Source organism: Hydrogenophaga sp. BPS33, from assembly GCF_009859475.1.
Taxonomy (GTDB): domain Bacteria; phylum Pseudomonadota; class Gammaproteobacteria; order Burkholderiales; family Burkholderiaceae_C; genus Hydrogenophaga.
The window spans coordinates 597,727-614,202 of the sequence record NZ_CP044549.1 but is presented as its reverse complement, the minus strand read 5'-3'; the positions used below and the strand labels follow the sequence as shown (position 1 = coordinate 614,202).

Sequence of the window (16,476 nt, the reverse complement as noted above, 5' to 3'; positions counted from 1 at the left end):
CCTTCAAATAGAAACATAGAAAATCGACATGACACCACCCAAAACCGTGCAAGCCGGGGCAACCACCCCTCCTTGGCACAGCGTCATCCCCGCGGAGGAACTGGCGCTCTACAACACGATCGGCATGGGCACCCGGTCGAACAAGCCAGGCAAGGCAGCCTTGCTGATCATTGATGTGCAGTACCGCTCGGTCAGCAGCACGTCCATGCCCATTGAAGAAGCCATCAAGGAGTACCCCACCAGCTGCGGCGAGCACGGCTGGAACGCGGTGCCCCATATCCAGTCCCTGATCGCCGCGTTCCGCGCCGCCGGCATGCCGGTCATGTACCCGCATGTGGCGCCGAAGAAGGCCTACGACGGCGGCCGCTGGGCCGACAAGGCGCCCGCAGTCATGACGATCCCGCCGCGGGGCTACGATTTCGTGGAAGAGGTCGCACCGATCGAGGGCGACATCCTGGTGCCCAAGGCCCACCCCAGCGCGTTCTTCGGCACGCCGCTGGTGAGCTACCTGGTGGACAACGGTGTGTCCACGGTCTACGTGACCGGCACCACCACCAGCGGCTGCGTGCGCGCCACGGTGGTCGACGCCACGTCCATGGGTTTTCGCGTGATCGTCCCGCAGGAAGCGGTGTTCGACCGCTCCCAGACGTCCCACGCGGTCAACCTGTTTGACATGAACAGCAAATACGCCGACGTCATGCCCGTGAGCGAAGCCATCGAGTTGCTTCGCCAGAGCGCGGCTGGCCTGAACGCATCCCAAGGAGTCTGAGCGTGAGTGTGAGTGTGAGCAAGAAATTGAAAGTGGCCGTCTCCGGTGGCGGCATTGGCGGCCTGACGGCGGCCCTGGCCATGCTGCAACGGGGCATGGATGTCGAGGTGGTCGAGCAGGCGCAGGAGCTCAAGGAAATCGGCGCGGGCGTGCAGCTTGGCCCGAATGGCGTGCGCGTGCTGCAGTCGCTGGGCCTGGGCGAACAACTCGCGCAGTGGGGCGTGGAGTCCACGTCCAAGGAAGTGCGCATCTGGTCCACCGGCAAGACGGTGCCGCTGTTGAACCTGGGTGCCGAATCGGTCGCTCGCTACGGCGCGCCCTATTACATGATGCACCGCGCCGACCTGCACCAGATGCTGGTGGACGCCGTGCGCGCCCTCAAGCCCGATGCGCTGCATGTGAACGCGCAGGGCGTGGGCTTTCGCACGATCGGCGACGAAGTCGAGCTGCAGTTGAAGGACGGCCGCCACGTGCGCGCCGACGTGCTGGTGGGGGCCGATGGCCTGCATTCGCGCGTGCGCCGCCAGCTGGTGGGCGAACACAAGCCCCAGTTCACCGGCGGCATGGCCTGGCGCGGCCTGATTCCGATGGAGCGCCTGCCCGAGCACCTGCGCCGCCCGGTCGGCACGAACTGGATCGGCCCGCACGGCCACACCATCACCTACCCGGTGCGCGGTGGCGAGCTGTTGAACTTCGTCGGCCACGTCGAGCGCGACGACTGGCAGGTCGAGTCCTGGACCGAAGCCGGCACGCTCGAGGAGTGCAGGGCCGACTACGTGGGCTGGCACCCGGATGTGCAGCTGATGGTGGAGAACATCGAACACCACTTCAAGTGGGCCCTGTTCCTGCACCCAACCATGAAGCAGTGGAGCTATGGCCGCGTCACGCTGCTGGGCGACGCCTGCCACTCGACCCTGCCCTACCTCGCGCAGGGCGCGAACATGGCGATCGAAGACGGTCTGGTGCTGGCGCGAGCCCTCGAAGCCGGCGCAGCCAATCCCGTGGCCGCGCTGCAACGCTACGATAACGCCCGCATCGAGCGCACCACGCGCATCGTCGATCAATCTTCCGCGAACCTCACGCGCTTTCACAACGCACAACTGGCGGACCCCGTTCAGGCGGACAACTACACGTCGGTCGAATGGGATCCGGCTCGCATCCGCGAGCGCTACGAGTGGCTGTTCACCTACGACGCCGTCAACGTGCCCATCTAAGGCCTGCTCAGGCCCGAGAGATCCATGAAACCCCCCAGATTCCAATACGAAGCCCCCTCGACGCTGGACGAGGCCTTGCGCCGACTGGCCGAGCTGGGGGATAGCGCCAAGGTGATCGCCGGCGGCCAGAGCCTGATGCCGGCGATGAACATGCGCCTGGCCGCGCCCGAGGTGCTGGTCGACCTGCGCCGCCTGGAGAGCTTGCGCGGCATCCGTGAGTTGCCCAACGGCGCCATCCAGGCCGGCGCCCTCACGCCGCACGCGGCGTTCGAGCGCAGCGAACTGCTCCAGCGCCGCATGCCGCTGATCCCGGCGGTGATGCGCTTCGTGGCGCACCCGCAGATCCGCAACCGCGGCACCATCGGTGGCAGCCTGGCGCACGCCGATCCGGCGGCCGAATGGCAGGCGGTGTGCATTGCGCTGGAAGCCATCATCGTGGTCGCGGGCGCGCAGGGCGAGCGCCGCATCAAGGCCGAGGATTTCACGCAAGACGTCTACACCACCGACCTGCAACCGGGCGAACTCGTCGTCGCCGTGGAGTTCCCGGCTTGGCCGTCCGAGCGCCGCTGGGGCTTTGAAGAAGTCTCGCGCCGCATGGGCGACTTCGCCATGACCGGCGCGATCTGCACGCTGGAGCTGGACGCCGGCGGCCGCTGCACCCGCGCACGCTGCGTGGTGTTTGCCGCCACGGCCCGCCCGATGGTGGTCGAGGCCGCACCCGGCCTGCTGGTGGGCCGCGTCGTGACCGACAACGCCATTGACGCCGTGGCCGAAGCCGCGCGCGATGCGGTGGACCCGATGAGCGACCACCACGCCTCGGCCGAGTACCGCAAGGAACTGGTGCACACGCTCATGGGGCGCGTGCTGCGCCAGGCGCTGTCGTCCTGAGAGCTGAAACGGAGAACACACACATGACCGATTCGGTTCACATCCAGATGCGCGTCAACGGCCAGGCCGTCGACGCCCAGGTTGAAGCCCGCCTCACGCTGGCCGACTTTCTGCGCGACCACCTCAACCTCACCGGCACCCACCTGGGCTGCGAGCACGGGGTCTGCGGCGCTTGCACCATCCTGGTCAACCAGGAACCGATGCGCGCGTGCCTGATGTTCGCGGTGCAGGCCGAGGGCTGCGAGGTCACCACGGTCGAAGGCCTGTCGAAACCCGAAGGGCTCACCGACCTGCAAGCCAACTTCCGCAAGCACCACGCGCTGCAGTGCGGCTTCTGCACTTCGGGCATGGTGACCACGGCGCACGCCTTCCTGGAACGCACGCCGTGCCCGACCCGTGAAGAGGCCTGCGAAGCCATCTCCGGCAACATCTGCCGCTGCACCGGCTACATCCCGATCGTCGACGCCATCGTGGCCACCGCGCAAGCGCGCCAGGCGGGCAAGAACGGAGGCGCAGCGTGAGCGACACCATGATCGGCCGTGCGGTCGAGCGCAGCGAAGACACGCGCCTGTTGACCGGGCGCGGACGCTACGTCGACGACGTGAAACGCCCCGGCATGCTGCACGCCGTGGTGGTGCGCAGCCCGATGGCGCACGCCACGGTACTGAGCATCGACGCGAGCGCGGCACTGGAACTGCCGGGCGTGGTGAAGGTGATCACCTACGCCGACATCGCGGCTTTGGCCAAGGCCATTCCGCAACGCACCTGCCCGCTGCCGGGCATGGAGAATTTCCTTCAGATGCCCATGGCCGACCAGGTGGTGCGCTACGTGGGCGAGCCGGTGGCGATGGTGATCGCGGAGAACCGCTACATCGCCGAAGACGCGGCCGAGCTGGTGTATGTGGACTACGACGGCCTGGACGCCGTGGTCGACGCGCGCGACGCGGCACAGAACAAGGTCGTGGTACATGCCGCGCAAGGCACGAACGTGGCCAGCGCCTACCGCGTGGGCCGAGGCGATATCGAAGCCGCCTTCCGCAACGCGCACTACACGCGCAAGGAAAGTTTCTACGTGCACCGCCACAGCGCCGTTCCGCTGGAAACGCGCGGCTTGGTCGCCGAGTGGGACGCGAACGCGCAACACATGAGCGTGTGGGGCGCGGGCAAGGTGCCGTTTGCCAACCGCGGCATCCTCGCCGACATGCTGGGGCTGCCCAATACCCAGGTCGACATGATCGAGGTCGACGTCGGCGGCAGCTTCGGCGTGCGCGGTGACTTCTACCCGGAAGACTTCCTGGTGCCCTTCGCCGCTCAGCAGATCGGCCGACCGGTGAAGTGGATCGAAGACCGGCGCGAGAACCTGATGGCCATGAACCACTCGCGCGAGATGCATTGCGAGCTGGAAATCGCGGTCGACCGCGATGGCCGGATCCAGGGCATGCGCGGCAAGGTCATGGGCGACATCGGCGCCTACGTGCGCACCAACCCCGGCGTGATGGCCGGCAAGGGCACGCAGTTCATGCAGGGCGCGTACGCGATCCCGAACCTGGACTTCGACGTCTGCGCCATCATCACCAACAAGACCCCGGCCGGCACCTACCGCGGCCCGGGACGCTACGAGTCGTGCTTCTTCCGCGAGCGCCTGATGGACATCGTGGCCGGCGAGATGGGCATCGACCCGATCGAATTCCGCCGCAAGAACCTGATCCGCGCCGACCAGATGCCGTACGACGCGGGCGCGCTGGTGCCCGGCCAAGGCACGACCATCTACGACAGCGGCAACTACCCCGAGGTGTTCGAGCGCGGCCTGGCGCACTTCAGCTATGCCGAACTGGCGCAGCGCAATGGCCAGCTCATCGACGGCAAGCTGCACGGCGTGGGCCTGGCCTGCTTCACCGAATCCACCGGGGGTGGACCGGGCGAGCACGCGCGCATCGAGCTGCGCCAGGACGGCAGCTTCGACCTCTTCGTGGGATCGTCCAGCGCGGGCCAAGGCCATGAAACCTCGATGGCGCAGGTGCTGGCCGATTCGCTGAACGTGCCCTTCGCCAGCATCCGCGTGCACCACGGCAGCACCACGTACCTGAAGCAAGGCTTCGGCGCGTACCACAGCCGCTCGGCCGTCATGGGGGGCAGCGCGGTGCACAAGGCCGGACAGGACATGGTGCGCACGCTCTTGGCACGCGCGGCCAGCCTGAAGGGCTTGCCCGATGCGCAAGGCCTGGCCTGGCGCGATGGCCAGGTCATGCGCGAATCCGACGGCGGCGTGGTCGCGACGCTGGCCGAGCTCTCGGCCGGCCTGCCCGACTGCGGCCATGAAGCCCACGGGCCGGTGAGCGTGGAGACCTCGTTCATGAACGACAAGCTCACCTTCACCTTCGGCCTGCAGCTCGCGCATGTCAGCGTGGACCCGAAGACCGCGCAGGTGAAGGTCGAGAAGTTCCTCTGTGTCGAAGACGTGGGCCGCATGATCAACCCGCTGATCGTGCACGGACAGACCATCGGTGCGGCCGTGCAAGGCATGGGCGGCACCTTCCTCGACGAGTTCATCTACGACGAAGACGGCCAGCTCACCACCGGCACCTTTGCCGACTACCTGCTGCCGGTCAGCACCGACTTCGAACACGTCGACGCGCTCACGCTGGAACTGAGCCCGTCGCCCTCGAACCCGCTGGGTGTGAAGGGCGCGGGCGAAGGCGGCATCATCGGCACGGGCGGCGCGCTGGCCAATGCGGTTTGCAATGCCTTGTCGGGCCTGTCGGTGTCGGTCACGCGCCTGCCGATGTCGCTCGACCGCCTGGCCGCGACGATGCGCGAAGCCCGCGCCGCGAAAGGCCTGGCGTGAGCTTTCTCTACGGCAAGCACGTTCGCGCCAACGGCATCCGCCAGCACTACCTGCGCTACGGGGGCAAGGGGCCGGTGGTGGTGATCGTGCCCGGCATCGTGAGCCCGGCCGCGCTGTGGGACCACGTGGGCCGCTGGCTGGGCCAGACGCACGACTGCTACATCCTCGATGTGCGTGGCCGTGGCCTGTCCGAATCGGGCCCGCACCTGGACTACGGTGTCGATGCCTGTGCCAGCGACGTGCTCGCCTTCGTGCAGGCCCTGCGCCTGGGCCCGCACACGCTGGTCGGCCACTCGATGGGCGCTCGCATTGCGCTGCGCGCCTTGCGCAAGCCGGGCCACGACGCGCAGCGCGTGGTGCTGCTCGACCCGCCCACCAGCGGCCCCGGGCGCCGCCCCTATCCGATTCCGATGGACCGCACGCTGGCCATGGTGCGCGCCGCGCACCGGGGCGAAGCCGAAGCCTTGCTGCGCCAGCCTGGGCAAGCGCCCTGGCCCGAAGACATGCTGGTGTTGCGTGCGCAGTGGCTGGCCACGTGCGACGAACGCGTGGTGTACGTCACCTACGACGACTTCCACCAGCAGGACATGCTGGCCGACCTGGCCTGCATGTCCATCCCGTCCCACCTGATCTGCGCCGGCAAGGGCCACGTCGTCTCCGAAGAAGACGTGTGGGACATGCGCGAACGCCTGCCCCGCCTGCAGGTCGAGCGCCTGATGTCGGCCGGCCACCAGTTGCAGGTCGACGACTTCGCCGGCCTTCGTGCGCTGCTCGACCCGATCCTGGGCGGCACGGCTCAACCGCCAGAAACCACCAAGGAACTCACAAGATGAAGATCGACGCCGACATGCTGCACGTGCTCACCGAGGAGCTCAAGCTGTGCAAGGTAGGGCCGGGCCAGACCATGGTCGTGCTCAGCGCGGGCGATGAACGCGCCGAATGCGCACACGCCTTCATGGTCGCCGCCAAACGCCTGGGCGCCACGACCTTCAACCTCAACGTCGCACGCGACCTGACCAACGCCGTGGGCGTGCAAGGCCGCCACCCGATCGTGGGCAACGAACTCGCGATGCGCACCCTGAAGTCCGCGGACCTGGTGATCGACATGTTGGGCCTGTTGTTCTCCAAAGAGCAGAACGAGATCCAGGCCGCTGGCGTGCGCATCTTGCGAGTGATGGAACCGTTGCACGTCATCAAGGCCATGTTCCCCACCGCCGACCTGCGCCGCCGCGTGGAGCGCGCCAAAGAAATGATGGAGCAGGCCAAGGCGCTGCGCTTCACCTCCGACGCCGGCACCGACATCACCTACCAGCTCGGCCAATACCCCGTGATGTCCGAGTACGGCTACACCGACGAACCGGGCCGCTGGGACCACCTGCCCTCGGGCTTCTCGTTCACGCAGGGCAACGACGGCGAGATCGACGGCACCGTGGTGCTGCAGCCGGGCGACATCATCTGCGCCTTCAAGCAGTACGTGCAGACCCAGGTCACGCTCAAGGTCGAGAAGGGCTTGATCGTCGACATTGCGGGCGACGGCCTGGACGCGCAACTCATCCGCGACTACATGGCCAGTTTCAAAGACCCGCGCGCCTACGCGATCTCGCACATCGGCTGGGGCTTGAACGAGCGCGCGCGCTGGTACCAGTTCTCCACCACCCGCCACCTGTCCGACGAACACGTGATGAACGCGCTGTCCTTCTACGGCAACGTGCTGTTCTCCACCGGCCCCAACCTGGAACTGGGCGGGACCAACGACACCGCCTGCCACATGGACCTGCCCATGCGCCAGTGCAGTCTGTGGCTCGACGGCGTCCCGATCGTCGACCGAGGCGATGTGGTCCACCCCGACATGCGCGTCACCCCATCCCGCTAACCCACTCAGGAGTCTCCCACCATGCATCCGTTCAGCAAGTCCCTCCTGGCCGGCCTGGCCCTCTTCGCCGCCATCGCGCCCGCTCATGCTCAGGCCGATTACCCCAAGCAGCCCATCAAGTTGGTCGTGGGCTTTGCGCCGGGAGGCGGCACCGACATCCTGGCGCGCATGATCTCCGTGCCCCTCGCGCAACGCCTGGGCCAACCCGTGACCGTGGACAACAAACCCGGCGCCAGCGGCACGATCGCGAACATGGCGGTGAAGAACGCGCCCACCGATGGCTACACGCTGCTCATCGGCGCCAGCGGCGCGATGACCATCAACCCGGCCGTGCAAGCCGATCTGCCCTACCACCCCATCAACGACTATGAGCCGATCACCGTTCTCGGCACGTACCCGATCGTCTTCAGCACCAAGCCGGACCTGCCCGTGACCAACACGCGCGAGCTGATCGCCAAGGCCAAGGCCGTGCCGGGAGGCCTCAACAGCGGCGGTGCGGGTGTGTTGTTCCAGCTCACCGGCGAGCTGCTCAACCAGCAAGCGGGCATGACCACGACCTACGTCGCCTACCGGGGCACCGCGCCGGCGGTCACCGCCATCCTGGGCGGCGAGATCGACATGCTGATCGCCGACATTGCGCCCACCTTGCCACTGATCGAGTCCAAGCGCATCCGCCCGATCGCCATCACCTCGGCCAAGCGCTCGAAAAACCTGCCCGACGTGCCCACGCTCGCCGAGTCCGGCCTGCCCGGCTTCGATGTCGACGTGTTCGTTGGCCTGTTCGCGCGCAAGGGCACGCCCAAGCCCATCGTGGACCGCCTGCAGCGCGAAATCGCCGCGATCGTGGCCAGCGAGGACATCCAGCAGAAGATGGAAAAGATGGGCATCAGCCCCTCCGGCATCACACCGCAGCAGACCGCCGCGCTGGTGCAGCGCGATCTCGCCAAATACACCGAAGCGGCACGCCGCGGCAACATCAAGGTCGACTGAATGAACAGCACGAACACCCCCACGTCGACCGGACCGCTGCAAGGGGTCCGCGTGCTCGATCTCTCGGCCGTGGTGCTCGGCCCGATCGCCACGCAGGTGCTGGGCGACTACGGTGCGGACGTGATCAAGATCGAATCGCGCGAAGGCGACGTGATGCGCGGCAACGGCACGCGCAACGGTGGCATGAGCTCGATCTTCCTGAACATCAACCGCAACAAGCGCTCGCTGGTGGTGGACCTCAAGACGCCCGAAGGCGTGGAGGTGGTGCGCCGTCTGGCCAAGGACGTGGACGTGGTGGTGCACAACATGCGCATCAAGGCGATCAACCGCTTGGGCCTGGGCTACGAAGACCTTGTGAAGGTCAATCCCCGCCTGGTGTACTGCGTGGCCACCGGCTTCGATCAGGACGGCCCCGACCGCGACAAGCCCGCCTTCGACGACACCATCCAGGCCGCCTGCGGCCTGGTGGGCCTTACCGCCGGCGAAGGCGAGACCCCGGCCTATGTACGCACCCTGATCGCCGACAAGACCGCCGGCCTCGCGCTGGCCAATGCTGTCATGGCCGCGCTCTACCGCCAGGCAAAGACCGACCAGGGCCAGTACGTCGAAGTTCCGATGTTCGAGACTCTGGTGTCGTTCATGCTCGCCGAGCACCTGGGCGGGCTGGCGTTCGACCCGCCGCCCGCGCCGGCCGGCTACGCCCGTCTGCTGGGGCAAGGCGCGCGCACGCCGGTGGCCACGTCCGACGGCCATATCGCCATCCTGGCCTACACCGTGTCGCACCGCCGCGCGCTGTTCGAAGAGCTCGGTGTGCCCGAGCTCGCCGAGAAATACGGCGCCAAGAGCAACGGCACGCTGGGCATGTACGACGAGCTTTCCAAGTTCACGCGCCACCACAGTACCGCGTATTGGCTGGAAGTCTGCGAACGGCTGGACATCCCTGCCACACGGATCTATACACTCGACGACCTTCCGCGACACCCGCAGCTCGCTGCGATCGGCTTGTTCCAGCCTACGGTGCACCCCACCGAGGGCAAGATCGTCACGGTGCGCCCCACCACGAAGTTCTCGGCCACACCGGCGACGGTGCGCAGCCTGGCGCCCACGCTGGGCGAGCACAGCCGGGCCATCCTGTGCGAGCTCGGTTATGCAGACGCGCAGATCGCGGATCTGCTTGAACGCAACGTCGTGGTGGGCTGAAGGCCCGCCACCTTTCACACCTCATCACATTCGAACGTCACATGGAACTCAACGGCGAACGCAACATCCAGGCCTCGATCGAGAAGACCTGGGCCTCCCTGAACGATCCCGAAGTGCTCAAGCAGTGCATCCCGGGCTGCGAGTCGCTCGAACGGACGGCCGATGACACGTTCACCGCCGCGCTGGCGTTGAAGATCGGTCCGGTCAACGCCAAGTTCAAAGGCCTGGTGCGCCTGAGCGAACTGAACGCGCCGAACAGCTACACGCTGAGCTTCGAGGGCCAAGGCGGCATGGCCGGCTTCGGCAAGGGAACGGCCGCGGTGAACCTCACCGCCGAAAGCCCTGCACAAACGCGCCTGAACTACACCGCCAATGCCAAGGTGGGCGGCAAGATTGCGCAGGTCGGTTCGCGCCTGGTGGATGCCACTGCCGCGAAGATGGCCGAAGACTTCTTCAAGGCCTTTGAGGTCGCCGTGGAAGCCCCGGCGCCGGCCGAAGGCGAAGTGGCCGCGACCGCGGCCGCTGCGGCGCCTGCCGCACCGGCAACGGCCTCCAAGCAGACGTGGCTCTGGGGTGCGGCGGTGGTGGTGGGATTGGCTGCGCTGTACTTCGCGCTGCGCTGAAGCGCCCGATCGCGGCGGGGAAAAGACGCCCGAAGGCTGGCCTGCCCCCGGCCGCTGCGACCTCCACACACCGTTACGCTCGGTGTTTGCACCTATAGGCCCGTGCAAGGCCCTCCCCCAGAATTTGCCGGACATTGTGCTTCAGCCACATGACCCGGCAGCCTTCTGGGAGCGTCTCACTTCATGCACGACAAGTCCGGCGACACCATTCTGGAAACGCGCCAACTCACGAAGTCTTTCAAGGGTTTCACCGCCGTCAACGACGTCAACCTGCGCGTGCAGCGCGGCGCGATCCACGCACTGATCGGCCCCAACGGCGCGGGCAAGACCACCTGCTTCAACCTGCTCACCAAGTTCCTCGAACCCACGCAGGGCCAGATCCTGTTCAACGGCCAGGACATCACGCGCGAAGCACCGGCCCAGATCGCGCGCCGCGGCATCATCCGCTCGTTCCAGATTTCAGCGGTGTTCCCCCACCTGAGCGTGCTCGAGAACGTGCGGGTCGGCCTGCAACGCCAACTGGGCACCGCCTACCACTTCTGGAAGAGCGAGCGCACGCTCAACCGCCTCAACGAGCGGGCCCATCAACTGCTGACCGAAGTTGGCCTGCAGGACTTTGCGCAAGAGACCACGGTCAACCTGCCGTATGGCCGCAAGCGCGCGCTGGAGATCGCCACCACGCTGGCGATGGAGCCCGAGCTGATGCTGCTCGATGAACCCACGCAGGGCATGGGGCACGAGGATGTGGACCGTGTCACGCAGCTCATCAAGAAGGTTGCGGCAGGTCGCACCATTCTGATGGTTGAACACAACATGGGCGTGGTCTCGGACATCGCGGACACGATCACGGTGCTGCAGCGCGGCGCGGTGCTGGCGGAGGGTTCGTATGCCGAAGTTTCGCGCAACCCTGCGGTGATGGAGGCCTACATGGGCACCACGGACGGCGAACTCGTGGGAGCGCACGGATGAGCGCACCGGCACTGGAGCTGAAGAATCTGCAGGCCTGGTACGGTGAGTCGCATGTGCTGCACGGTGTGGACATGGTGGTGCAACCGGGTGAAGTCGTCACCTTGCTCGGGCGCAACGGCGCGGGCCGCACCTCCACGCTGCGCGCCATTCTCGGGCTGACCGGTTCGCGCACAGGCTCCATTCGCAGCAACGGGCAGGAGCTCATCCACCTGCCTACGCACCGCATCGCGCGCCATGGCATCGGCTACTGTCCCGAAGAGCGTGGCATCTTCGCCAGCCTGTCGTGCGAAGAAAACCTGTTGCTGCCGCCAGCGCTCAAGGGCAACGGCAAGGGCATGGCGGTGGACGACATCTACGACATGTTTCCCAACCTCGCCGAGCGCCGCCACAGCCCGGGCACGCGCCTGTCGGGTGGTGAACAGCAGATGCTGGCCGTGGCCCGCATCCTGCGAACCGGCGCGCACCTGCTGCTGCTCGACGAGATCTCCGAAGGCCTGGCACCGGTGATCGTGCAGGCCCTGGCCCGCATGATCCGCATGCTCAAGAGCAAGGGCTACACGGTGGTGATGGTGGAGCAGAACTTCCGTTTCGCGGCTCCGCTGGCCGATCGTTTTTACGTCATGGAGCACGGCCGCATGGTCGAACAGTTCGACGCGTCTCAACTGACCGAGAAGATGCCCGTGCTTCACGCGTTGCTGGGCGTATGAGCCCTGCCCCACATCCTCGCCACGCCCCACCGATCACCCCTTCCCTCAACCGCTTATTCATGGAGACCGACCGCATGAAACACACCGTCAAACTGCTCGCCCTGGCACTCGGCGCCGCGGGCCTGTTCACCGCCGCGCATGCGCAAGACAAAGTGCGCATCGGCTTTACCACCGACATGTCCAGCCTTTACTCCGACGTGGACGGCAAGAACGGCGCCATGGCGATCCAGATGGCCATCGACGACTTCGGCGGCAAGGTGCTGGGCAAACCCATTGAACTGCTGACCGCCGATCACCAGAACAAGGCCGACATCGCGGCCTCCAAAGCGCGCGAATGGATGGACACGCAGGGCCTGGCCGTCATGATCGGCGGCACCAACTCCGGCACCGCGCTGGCCACGGCCAAGGTGGCGGAAGAAAAGAAGAAGCTCTACATCGTCAACGGCGCGGGTTCGTCGGCACTGACCAACGACGCCTGCTCGCCCTACACCGTGCACTATGCCTACGACACCGTGGCGCTGGCCAAGGGCACTGGCACGGCCATCGTGAAGCAGGGCGGCAAGGACTGGTTCTTCCTCACCGCCGACTACGCGTTCGGCCACGCGCTGGAAACCGACACGGGCAACGTCGTGAAGGCGGCCGGGGGCACCGTGAAGGGCGCGGTCCGCGCGCCGCTCAACACCTCGGACTTCTCCTCGTTCCTGCTGCAGGCGCAAAGCTCTGGCGCGAAGATCCTCGGCCTGGCCAATGCGGGCGGCGACACCATTGCCTCGATCAAGGCGGCGAGCGAGTTCGGCATCACCAAGACCATGAAGCTGGCCGGCCTGCTGATGTTCATCACCGACGTGCACAGCCTGGGCCTGAAGGACACGCAGGGCATGTACCTCACCGACAGTTGGTACTGGGACAAGGACGACGCCAGCCGCGCCTTCGCCAGGAAGTTCTTCGAGAAGGCCAAGCGCATGCCCACCAGCATCCAGGCCGCGAACTACTCGGCCACCACCACCTGGCTCAAGGCGGTGACCGCGGCCAAGACCACCAACAGCGACAAGGTGATGGCGCAGCTCAAGAAGATGCCGATCAACGACTTCTTCGGCAAAGGGACCATCCGCCCGGACGGCCGCTACGTGCACGACATGTACCTGCTGGAGGTGAAGAAGCCGGCCGACTCGAAGAAGCCGTGGGACTACATGAAGATCGCCGCCACCTTGCCGGGCGATACGGTGTTCACGACCAAGGCCGAATCGAAGTGCAAGCTCTGGAAGTGACCTGACGATCTGACACGGGCGCCGTGGGCCTCGGCCCGCGGCGCCCGCGCCTGAAACACCCGCCCCACCCCACCCGACGCACCACCGATGGACTTCTTCGGAATACCGCTGTCCGCCCTGCTGGGCCAGTTGCTGCTGGGCCTGGTCAATGGCTCGTTCTACGCCATCCTGAGCCTGGGCTTGGCGGTCATCTTCGGTTTGCTCAACGTCATCAATTTCGCGCACGGTGCGCTGTTCATGCTCGGTGCGGTGCTGACCTGGATGGGTCTGGAGTACCTGGAGCTCAACTACTGGGTGATGCTCGCGCTCGCCCCTTTGCTGGTGGGGTTGGTCGGCATCGTGATCGAGCGCCTGTTCCTGCGCTGGATCTACCGGCTGGACCACCTCTATGGTCTGCTGCTCACGCTGGGTCTCACGTTGATGCTCGAAGGCGTGCTGCGCTCGGTCTACGGCGTGTCGGGCCTGCCTTACAGCGCGCCCATTTCAGGCGCCACCAACCTCGGCTTCATGGTGATGCCGAACTACCGCGGCTTCGTGGTGCTGGCCTCCCTGGTGGTGTGTTTTGCGACCTGGTACGTGATCGAAAAAACCAAGCTCGGCGCCTACCTGCGCGCGGGCACGGAGAACCCCCGCCTGGTCGAGGCCTTCGGCGTCAACGTGCCCCTGATGGTCACGCTGACCTACGGCTTTGGCGTGGCGCTGGCGGGCGTGGCCGGCGTGCTGGCCGCACCCATCATGCAAATCTCGCCGCTCATGGGACAGCACCTGATCATCATCGTCTTTGCGGTGGTGGTGATCGGCGGCATGGGCTCCATCCTCGGCACCATCCTCACCGGCCTGGGCCTGGGCGTGATCGAAGGCCTGACCAAGGTGTTTTATCCCGAGGCCTCGTCCACTGTGGTCTTCGTCATCATGGCCATCGTGCTGCTGATCCGCCCCGCCGGGCTGTTCGGCAAGGAAAAGTGAAGCCGGCATGAACACGACGTCCAAGAACATCCTCTACGGCCTGTTGCTGCTGGCGCTGCTGGCCGCGCCCTTCATCGGCCTCTATCCGGTGCTGGTGATGAAGCTGTTGTGCTTCGCGCTGTTTGCCTCGGCCTTCAACCTGTTGCTGGGCTACACCGGCCTGCTCTCGTTCGGCCACGCGGCCTTTCTGGGTGGATCCGCCTATGCCGCAGGGCATGCGATGAAGGTCTGGGGCGTGCCGCCGGAGCTGGGCCTGGTGTTCGGCACGCTGACGGGCGCGGTGCTGGGCTGGCTGGTGGGTTCGCTAGCGATTCGCCGCCAGGGCATCTACTTCACCATGATCACGCTGGCGCTGGCGCAGATGCTGTTCTTCTTCTGCCTGCAGATGCCGCTCACGGGTGGCGAAGATGGCTTGCAGGGCGTGCCGCGTGGCCACTTGCTGGGGTTCATCGATCTCGGTGACGACCTCACGATGTACTACTTCACGCTGCTCGTCACCGTGGGCGCGTTCCTGCTGATCATGCGCATCGTGCACTCGCCCTTCGGCCAGATTCTCAAGGCCATCAAGGAGAACGAGCCGCGCGCTATCTCCCTGGGTTACGACACGCAGCGCTTCAAGCTGCTGGTGTTCGTGCTGTCGGCCGCGCTGTCGGGACTGGCGGGCTCGCTCAAGACGCTGGCCATGGGCTTTGCCACGCTGACCGATGTGCACTGGACCATGTCGGGCTCGGTGGTGTTGATGACGCTGGTGGGCGGGCTGGGCACGCTCTCGGGGCCTCTGGTGGGGGCCACCGTGGTGATCGCGCTGGAGAACAAGCTCGGCGAGATCGGCCATTTCCTGGCGGGCGCGACCGGCATCGACTGGTTCAACGGCCTGGGCGAGTCGGTGACCATGGTCATCGGCTTCATCTTCGTGGTGTGCGTGCTGGCGTTCCGGCGCGGCATCATGGGCGAGGCCATTGCGCTGATCGAGCGGTGGCGCGGAGGGCGGGCATAGCCACCCCTTCGCTGCGGTAGAGCAGGGCGCATCAACCCACCGAAGTGCTCGCAGTGGTGCGCATGGGCGTCACTGCTGCGCGACCTCGATCACATCGTCCAGGTTCACCCCCAGGCGCGCGGCCCGCTCCAGCAGTGCCTTCATCTCCCGTTCCGGAATCTGCTTCTCGCGCGAGAGCAGCCAGAAGTAGTCGAGCGAGTTGCCCACCACCAGCGCGGTCTTGTAATCGTTGCTCAGGTACACCACGTTGTAGCCGCCATAGAAGGGGCCGAAGAACGATACTTTGAGCGAAGCCGTTTGCGGGTCGCCGAGAAAACGGGCCTTGCCTTCGGCCTGTTTCCATTCTTTTTTCTCGGGGTTGTAGCCCCGGTTGAGCACCTTCACGGTGCCATCGGCATTCAGGCTGTACTGGGCGCTGACGTTGATCAGGCCGCGTTCGAAGCGGTGGTCGATGCGTGCCAGCTCGTACCAGGTGCCGGCGTACTTCTTGACGTCGAAGTTCGTGACCGGCTCGACGCCCTTGGGCACGCTCACCGCGCAGCCGGACAGCAGCACCGCGGCCCCCGCGGCGATCACCACCGGCAGGAGCCACGGCAGGACCGGCGTGGAACGCGTGCGGTAGCGCGAGGGTTGCTTCAGGTAGACATTGCTTTTCATGCGGGCTCCTGGATTGTGTTCATTCAGAGTATCTTTTTACACCGCCGCGCCCGACGCATCTGTTGGACGGCGCACCGAGCCGGTGCACCCGCCGGGTCACGCCGCCGTCATAGACCGGAGTTATGCCGCCCATCAGTGGACCGCGTCTAGCGACCTGGGGGCCCTGTTTCTAGACTGGCACGCCATGAACGGACGGCCTCTCCCCCGCGATCTGACGAGCTCGGCCAGCTTGCCGCGCGATGACAGCGCCAGCGGCGTGTTGTGCATCCTGGCAGCGGGCGCCGGCACCACACGGCAGCAGTTGGAGCGTGCCGTGGACATGGCGCGCCGAACGTGTCGACATGCTTCTGTGCTGCGGCATTCGCTGTTGCGCGTGCAGACGGCCCCCCCTTCGCCCCCAGGCTCCCCCGAGTTGTCCATGGCGGTGGACCTGATGGAGGCGTTCTGGTTCGAGTGCACGCCCGGCCTCCCTGCGCTCTCGTCCCTCTACGAAGGCCTGCCGCTCGGCGT

Annotated in this window: 16 protein-coding genes; 15 read left to right on the top strand and 1 reads right to left on the bottom strand. The window is 66.2% G+C overall.

Annotation, left to right across the window (positions count from 1 at the left end; all coding sequences use genetic code 11):
• Window positions 1–28: 28 nt before the first annotated feature.
• From F9K07_RS02950 to F9K07_RS02880, 15 genes are all read left to right on the top strand, one after another.
• The gene (locus F9K07_RS02950) at window positions 29–769 is read left to right on the top strand and encodes an isochorismatase family protein (protein WP_236581785.1); all 741 of its coding nucleotides are present in this window, start codon (window positions 29–31) and stop codon (window positions 767–769) included.
• A gap of 14 nt (window positions 770–783) precedes the next feature.
• Window positions 784–1,983, top strand: a complete 1,200-nt coding sequence (locus F9K07_RS02945) for an FAD-dependent monooxygenase (protein WP_268894740.1) — start codon at window positions 784–786, stop codon at window positions 1,981–1,983.
• A 24-nt stretch (window positions 1,984–2,007) separates the two neighbouring features.
• Entirely contained in the window at window positions 2,008–2,871 is an 864-nt protein-coding gene (locus F9K07_RS02940) for an FAD binding domain-containing protein (protein ID WP_159589226.1), read from the top strand.
• Window positions 2,872–2,894: 23 nt separating this feature from the next.
• Window positions 2,895–3,392, top strand: a complete 498-nt coding sequence (locus tag F9K07_RS02935) for a (2Fe-2S)-binding protein (protein ID WP_159589224.1) — start codon at window positions 2,895–2,897, stop codon at window positions 3,390–3,392.
• Window positions 3,389–5,716 carry a xanthine dehydrogenase family protein molybdopterin-binding subunit gene (locus F9K07_RS02930; protein ID WP_159589222.1) on the top strand — a complete coding sequence of 776 codons (2,328 nt, stop codon included), beginning with the start codon at window positions 3,389–3,391 and terminating at the stop codon, window positions 5,714–5,716. Before F9K07_RS02935 ends, F9K07_RS02930 begins: the two co-directional genes overlap by 4 nt.
• Complete coding sequence (locus F9K07_RS02925; RefSeq protein WP_159589220.1) at window positions 5,713–6,549, top strand: alpha/beta fold hydrolase; 837 nt, start codon at window positions 5,713–5,715, stop codon at window positions 6,547–6,549. The genes F9K07_RS02930 and F9K07_RS02925 overlap by 4 nt, the downstream gene beginning before the upstream one ends.
• Window positions 6,546–7,589: a leucyl aminopeptidase gene (locus F9K07_RS02920; RefSeq protein WP_159589218.1), complete on the top strand. Its 1,044-nt coding sequence runs from the start codon at window positions 6,546–6,548 to the stop codon at window positions 7,587–7,589. The genes F9K07_RS02925 and F9K07_RS02920 overlap by 4 nt, the downstream gene beginning before the upstream one ends.
• Before the next feature lie 21 nt (window positions 7,590–7,610).
• Window positions 7,611–8,579, top strand: coding sequence for a Bug family tripartite tricarboxylate transporter substrate binding protein (locus tag F9K07_RS02915; RefSeq protein ID WP_159589216.1), 969 nt, complete (start codon window positions 7,611–7,613; stop codon window positions 8,577–8,579).
• Window positions 8,580–9,779 carry a CaiB/BaiF CoA transferase family protein gene (locus F9K07_RS02910; RefSeq protein ID WP_159589214.1) on the top strand — a complete coding sequence of 400 codons (1,200 nt, stop codon included), beginning with the start codon at window positions 8,580–8,582 and terminating at the stop codon, window positions 9,777–9,779.
• A 41-nt stretch (window positions 9,780–9,820) separates the two neighbouring features.
• The gene (locus tag F9K07_RS02905; RefSeq protein WP_159589212.1) at window positions 9,821–10,402 is read left to right on the top strand and encodes a CoxG family protein; all 582 of its coding nucleotides are present in this window, start codon (window positions 9,821–9,823) and stop codon (window positions 10,400–10,402) included.
• A gap of 183 nt (window positions 10,403–10,585) precedes the next feature.
• Window positions 10,586–11,371: an ABC transporter ATP-binding protein gene (locus F9K07_RS02900; protein ID WP_159589210.1), complete on the top strand. Its 786-nt coding sequence runs from the start codon at window positions 10,586–10,588 to the stop codon at window positions 11,369–11,371.
• On the top strand, window positions 11,368–12,078 hold the full coding sequence (locus tag F9K07_RS02895; RefSeq protein WP_159589208.1) for an ABC transporter ATP-binding protein: 711 nt from the start codon (window positions 11,368–11,370) through the stop codon (window positions 12,076–12,078). Before F9K07_RS02900 ends, F9K07_RS02895 begins: the two co-directional genes overlap by 4 nt.
• A gap of 74 nt (window positions 12,079–12,152) precedes the next feature.
• Window positions 12,153–13,346 (top strand): ABC transporter substrate-binding protein, encoded by a 1,194-nt coding sequence (locus tag F9K07_RS02890; protein WP_159589206.1) that lies wholly within the window; start codon window positions 12,153–12,155, stop codon window positions 13,344–13,346.
• Between the two features lie 87 nt (window positions 13,347–13,433).
• The gene (locus F9K07_RS02885) at window positions 13,434–14,312 is read left to right on the top strand and encodes a branched-chain amino acid ABC transporter permease (protein WP_159589204.1); all 879 of its coding nucleotides are present in this window, start codon (window positions 13,434–13,436) and stop codon (window positions 14,310–14,312) included.
• Window positions 14,313–14,319: 7 nt separating this feature from the next.
• Entirely contained in the window at window positions 14,320–15,309 is a 990-nt protein-coding gene (locus F9K07_RS02880; RefSeq protein ID WP_159589202.1) for a branched-chain amino acid ABC transporter permease, read from the top strand.
• A 69-nt stretch (window positions 15,310–15,378) separates the two neighbouring features.
• Here F9K07_RS02880 and F9K07_RS02875 read toward each other — a convergent pair whose 3' ends face one another.
• The gene (locus F9K07_RS02875) at window positions 15,379–15,966 is read right to left on the bottom strand and encodes a lipocalin family protein (RefSeq protein WP_159589200.1); all 588 of its coding nucleotides are present in this window, start codon (window positions 15,964–15,966) and stop codon (window positions 15,379–15,381) included.
• Window positions 15,967–16,476 lie beyond the last annotated feature (510 nt).

Coding starts and splice junctions, on each gene's coding strand:
- F9K07_RS02950 (WP_236581785.1), top strand. CDS start 29: ATGACACCACCCAAAACCGTGCAAGCCGGGGCAACCACCCCTCCTTGG.
- F9K07_RS02940 (WP_159589226.1), top strand. CDS start 2,008: ATGAAACCCCCCAGATTCCAATACGAAGCCCCCTCGACGCTGGACGAG.
- F9K07_RS02935 (WP_159589224.1), top strand. CDS start 2,895: ATGACCGATTCGGTTCACATCCAGATGCGCGTCAACGGCCAGGCCGTC.
- F9K07_RS02920 (WP_159589218.1), top strand. CDS start 6,546: ATGAAGATCGACGCCGACATGCTGCACGTGCTCACCGAGGAGCTCAAG.
- F9K07_RS02915 (WP_159589216.1), top strand. CDS start 7,611: ATGCATCCGTTCAGCAAGTCCCTCCTGGCCGGCCTGGCCCTCTTCGCC.
- F9K07_RS02910 (WP_159589214.1), top strand. CDS start 8,580: ATGAACAGCACGAACACCCCCACGTCGACCGGACCGCTGCAAGGGGTC.
- F9K07_RS02905 (WP_159589212.1), top strand. CDS start 9,821: ATGGAACTCAACGGCGAACGCAACATCCAGGCCTCGATCGAGAAGACC.
- F9K07_RS02900 (WP_159589210.1), top strand. CDS start 10,586: ATGCACGACAAGTCCGGCGACACCATTCTGGAAACGCGCCAACTCACG.
- F9K07_RS02895 (WP_159589208.1), top strand. CDS start 11,368: ATGAGCGCACCGGCACTGGAGCTGAAGAATCTGCAGGCCTGGTACGGT.
- F9K07_RS02890 (WP_159589206.1), top strand. CDS start 12,153: ATGAAACACACCGTCAAACTGCTCGCCCTGGCACTCGGCGCCGCGGGC.
- F9K07_RS02885 (WP_159589204.1), top strand. CDS start 13,434: ATGGACTTCTTCGGAATACCGCTGTCCGCCCTGCTGGGCCAGTTGCTG.
- F9K07_RS02880 (WP_159589202.1), top strand. CDS start 14,320: ATGAACACGACGTCCAAGAACATCCTCTACGGCCTGTTGCTGCTGGCG.
- F9K07_RS02875 (WP_159589200.1), bottom strand. CDS start 15,966: ATGAAAAGCAATGTCTACCTGAAGCAACCCTCGCGCTACCGCACGCGT.